Source organism: Pontibacterium sp., assembly GCF_041587635.1.
Classification (GTDB): domain Bacteria; phylum Pseudomonadota; class Gammaproteobacteria; order Pseudomonadales; family Balneatricaceae; genus Pontibacterium.
The window spans coordinates 1-4,938 of the sequence record NZ_JBFGYC010000301.1; the positions used below are offsets into that span (position 1 = coordinate 1).

General features: G+C 53.1%; 5 protein-coding genes. 3 read left to right on the plus strand and 2 right to left on the minus strand.

Annotated features, from left to right (window positions below):
- The coding region (locus ABYW01_RS14005; protein WP_372833729.1) for an indolepyruvate ferredoxin oxidoreductase family protein at positions 1-3,026 on the minus strand (3,026 nt) is incomplete at its 3' end.
- A gap of 215 nt (positions 3,027-3,241) precedes the next feature.
- On the opposite strand from ABYW01_RS14005, the gene ABYW01_RS14010 reads away from it, so the two are divergent.
- Both ABYW01_RS14010 and ABYW01_RS14015 read left to right on the plus strand, forming a co-directional pair.
- Positions 3,242-3,715, plus strand: a complete 474-nt coding sequence (locus tag ABYW01_RS14010) for an Lrp/AsnC family transcriptional regulator (protein ID WP_372833731.1) — start codon at positions 3,242-3,244, stop codon at positions 3,713-3,715.
- Positions 3,716-3,931: 216 nt separating this feature from the next.
- Positions 3,932-4,096 carry a hypothetical protein gene (locus tag ABYW01_RS14015; protein ID WP_372833734.1) on the plus strand — a complete coding sequence of 55 codons (165 nt, stop codon included), beginning with the start codon at positions 3,932-3,934 and terminating at the stop codon, positions 4,094-4,096.
- Positions 4,097-4,136: 40 nt separating this feature from the next.
- Here ABYW01_RS14015 and ABYW01_RS14020 read toward each other — a convergent pair whose 3' ends face one another.
- Positions 4,137-4,520 (minus strand): potassium channel family protein, encoded by a 384-nt coding sequence (locus ABYW01_RS14020; protein WP_372833737.1) that lies wholly within the window; start codon positions 4,518-4,520, stop codon positions 4,137-4,139.
- Between the two features lie 70 nt (positions 4,521-4,590).
- Between ABYW01_RS14020 and ABYW01_RS14025 the strand changes: the two genes are divergently transcribed.
- A complete protein-coding gene (locus ABYW01_RS14025; RefSeq protein ID WP_372833739.1) occupies positions 4,591-4,794 on the plus strand; it encodes a hypothetical protein in 204 nt (67 codons plus the stop codon).
- The last annotated feature ends 144 nt before the right edge of the window (positions 4,795-4,938 follow it).

The window sequence follows — 4,938 nt, forward strand, 5'->3', positions numbered from 1 at the left end:
GCCACTTCGTACTCGTCTTTATACGCCATCAGACGGAACAGCTGTTTAGACACCGCTTCGGTCAGGGCCTGAGAGTCCACACCCAGTGCTGCCTCTGCACCCGATACTTTGCTCACCAAATCACGGTAACGCGCCGCGTATTTGGCATCCTGGTACTTGGTCAGGAACGCAGTGTTACGCTCAATCTGAGTCTCTAGTGTCAGTTCTGGCGCTGGCTTGTGGCCACCGGCCGACTGCTGAACAAACTCCGCATCAACGGCAGCCAAACGGCCCCAGTTAAAGGCGGTTTTGTTCTTCTCTATTGCCACACCGTTCAACTCAATCGCTTTCTGCAAGGCATCCAGCGATACCGGCACCAGACCGGACTGCCATGCAAAGCCCAACATCATCACGTTGGAGAAGACGGTATCGCCCAGCAGGGTTTCCGCCAGACGGTTGGCATCAATAGACTCCATACGATCATCGCCAACGGCTTCACCCAAAATACGTACACGGCGGGTCGATTTCATATCGGCATCGCGATACAGCACGTTGTCTGCGGTCGCGATCTCAGCCAGATTCAGTACCGCACGGCTGTGATCCTTACGCAGCACGCTCAAGGCTTTGTCAGAGGTTGCCACGACCATATCGCAGGCGATCATGGCATCGGCCTGACCGGTTTCGATCCGTACCTGATGGATATCTTTCGGCTGTGGCGCCAGACGTACGTAACTCAGTACGGTACCGCCCTTCTGTGCAAAGCCCATGAAGTCCAGTACGGTTGCACCTTTAGATTCCAGATGCGCTGCCATGGTGATCAGCGCCCCAACAGTCACAACACCGGTACCGCCGACACCACCCACCAGCAGGTTGTAACTGCTTGTGAGTTCATTCAGCTGAGGCAACGGCAGTGCCGCCAGTTTCTGGTTAAACGCTTCACCGATAGAGACACCGCCGCCTTTGCGCAGCTGACCACCTTCGATGGTGACGAAGCTTGGGCAGAACCCGGATACACAGGAGAAGTCCTTGTTGCAGGAAGACTGGTCGATACGACGCTTACGGCCCTGCTCTGTCTCACGCGGGATCACCGACAGACAGTTGGATTTCTGTGAGCAGTCACCACAGCCTTCACACACATTGTGGTTGATGAAGGCACGGCGCTGCGGATCAGGGAACTGGCCGCGCTTACGGCGGCGACGTTTTTCTGCGGCACAGGTCTGGTCGTAGATCAGTACGGTCACACCCTGAATGTCCCGCAGTTCTCGCTGGATTGTGTCCAGCTCATCACGGTGATGAAAGGTAGCCACGGACGGGAAGATGCTTTTATCGCTGAACTTCTCCGGCTCGTCGCTCAAAATTGCGATCCGTTGAACGCCTTCGGCAAACACCTGATTGGCAATCGCCGGCACAGTGATCACACCGTCCACCGGCTGTCCACCGGTCATCGCCACGGCATCGTTAAACAGAATCTTGTAGGTAATGTTGGCATTCGCCGCCAGCGACTGACGGATCGCCAGAGAACCTGAGTGGAAGTACGTGCCTTCGCCCAAGTTCTGGAAAACGTGTTTGTTTTCGAGGTAACGGGATTTGGAGATCCAGTTCACACCCTCGCCACCCATCTGAATCAAAGACTCAGTTTTGCGGTTCATCCACGATGCCATGAAGTGACAGCCGATACCCGCTTGTGCGCGGCTACCTTCAGGTACTTTGGTAGAGGAGTTGTGTGGGCAACCGGAGCAGAAGTATGGCAAACGGCGTACGCCACCCGGATCACATACGGTGCTACCACGGACACCCACTTCGGCCAGCTTCTCACGGAAATCCGACCCCAACAGCTGGGTGATGCGGTCTGCCACATAGCGCGCCAGCATGTTCGGCCCCAGCTCACCCACATACGGGATCAGCGGTTCGCCATTTTCATCTTTTTTGCCCACAACGGTGACGTTGATCGTCTCGTCCGGTGCCGACATATATTCTTTGATCTGGCTTTCGATAATGCCGCGCTTCTCTTCAACAACCAGCACTTCCTGCTTGCCGCGCACGAAATCCATCGCACCGCTGCGCTCCAGCGGCCATACCAGACCCACTTTGTAGATATCCAGGCCCAGCGCCCGGCACTTCTCTTCGTCCAGACCCAGCAGCTCCAGCGCGGCCATCAGATCCAGATGGGCTTTACCGGTGGTGACGATACCGAAACGGGCATCCTGTGTGTCGTAGATACGTTTATCGATAGGGTTGGCGCGGGCAAACGCGGCTACGGCTGCGAGCTTATGCTCGATACGGGTTTCCAGCTGCGGTCCCGGCAGATCCGGCCAGCGGTAGTGCAAACCACCTTCCGGTGCTTCAAAGTCTTCAGGAATCTTGAACGTAGGCAGCTCATCGATATTGACGGACGCTGCACTTTCAACGGTTTCAGAGATCGCCTTAAAACCGGTCCACATACCGCTGTAGCGGGACATGGCAAAACCCCAAAGGCCAAACTCGAAATATTCAGAGATGCTCGCAGGATTGATGGTGGGCATGAACCACGCCATGAACGCCACGTCAGACTGATGCGGCATACTGGAGGACACACAACCGTGGTCATCACCTGCGACAACCAACACACCACCGTTCGGTGAGCTACCGTAGGTGTTGCCGTGTTTCAGGGCATCGGCAGCACGGTCAACACCCGGGCCTTTGCCGTACCAGATACCAAATACTCCATCGACATTTTTATCATCGTCGGTTTCAACCTGCTGCGTACCCAGCACCATGGTGGCACCCAGCTCTTCGTTGATCGCCGGTACAAAATCGATATCGTGGTCTTTAAGAAGGGTTTTGGCCTGCCATAGCGCCTGATCGTATCCACCCAGCGGTGATCCACGATAGCCACTGATAAAGCCAGCGGTGTTCAGTTTGTTCTTGCGATCCAGCTGACGCTGCATCAGGGGTAAACGTACCAGCGCCTGTGTGCCGGTCAGAAAAACACGACCGGTTTCACGCGTGTAACGGTCGTTCAGAGAGTAGTCGTCCAGTGAATCTACGTGGCCCGTTTTATGGCTCATGCCATACACCTCAGCAAACTGTTTCTTATTGTTATGCGGCTAACTGACCGAAATTGATTTATGTCAATTGCCGTAGGAATGAGAAATAGTCTATGAGTTTTATGACGAAAGGTGCTTGCAAATTACATAGCAGATCAGGATTATTATGAAATATTCAAAACAATAACCGCCAATATACGAAAGATTCTTTCGAATCCTAAAGAGATCGCGAATTCATGTCAGAAGAACTGGACCGTTATGACCGCCACATCCTCAAGATTCTGCAGGACGATGGCCGCATCTCTAACCAGCACCTGGCCGATCAGGTCGGATTATCCACGGCAGCGTGCTGGCGTCGCGTTAAATCATTGGATGAACGTGGCATTCTGAAGAGGCATACAACGCTGGTTGATCCAGAGGCTTTGGGATACGGGCTCTGCGTGATGATCATGGTGACACTGATTCGCCACCAGCAAGACCACAACAAAGAGTTTGAGGCAGCCGTGCAGTCTTTCCCGGAGGTGCTGCAATGCTACGCAGTGACGGGAAATGCGGACTATGTACTGCGCGTGGTGATCCCTAACATGGCCGCCTACGATACCTTTCTCAGCGAAAAGATCTTCACCCTGCCGGGTGTGAATCAGGTGAAATCCAACTTTGCGTTACGTGAAGTGAAGTATGAAACGGCCATTCCGGTCGATCTGGGCTAGGTACTCCATTTTTACCCGATGCCACGAGGGTGTTGTTTACTGCGCCCTTATACGCCGCCAATATTGCCCTGAGTGCCGCCCTTTTCCTTTCGCTTCCCACAAAGCCATCAATATCCTTGGTGCCAGAAGTTATTAAAACGCCTGCGGTTTTTCATTTCTGTTTCAGTAACCCCATCTACTCTACCCCTGAGACGAGAGAGAAGTTGGAGAAACATCATGAAGATTTTGATGAGCATGTTGGTACTCATGTTTGGTTTGTCTGCCGGTTCAGCGTATGCCGAAAGTGCACGCGATCTGCTGATGGACGACAACATCAGCGCATACAGTAACCTGCCAGCAGACGTGTATCAGCGTTACCACGGCGATAAAAACGATCAATAAGTTTTATATGACTCTGTCGGCGCGTGAAGCCTTCCCTTCTTCACGCTCCGTTGGATTCATCCAGCACATCTTTCTTAAAGCGCTCTTGAATACCCTTCAATACATCCGGATCGATACTTTGATGAAAGGCTGAAGAGGCGGTAGCCACGGTAATCGCGACGAAAATACCGGTTAGCATAATGCCCAGAAACGCGATCACGATCGCCAGCACCTTGGCACTCTTTCTCACCGGGCGAATATCACCATACCCCACGGTCAGTGCGGTAATAAATGACCAGTACAACGCGTTAAACCGCCCCCAGCCTTCAAGACGCCCAACCACCTGCCCCACAATGATAATCAGCGTGCAAAGCATCAACAGAATCGGGGCGGCGAGATAGACACCCCAGAAGAAAAGCTGAATAAATGTAATCGAGAATTCCATACTCGGTATTGTAGCCACTCATGGAAAACTGACAACGATGTGCCTATTCCGCTGCCCAAGCACGTAGGGTGTGACAACCAGGCAGCGGATACGACAGACGGGGCCGAAATTCAGCGAAGCCAGTGTATTGGGCGTCACCGCCGTGTACCGCTCATTCCCAACGGTTTCTGGATCTGAATATGAAGAGAAGTATCAACTGACTGATGATGAAGTCGATAACATCGTCTCATTTCTTGAAGCCCTTAGCTGTGACTCAGAATCCTATAACCGTTAAACGCCAATCGAATATACAACGGGTAGGTACACCCGTTGTATATGCGGTTCATATCCAGACGTTCCTAGCTTCAGCCCGCGGCCATTCCGCCATCAACACTCAGCGTAGACCCCGTCACATAAGAGGATTGCTCAGAGAGCAGCC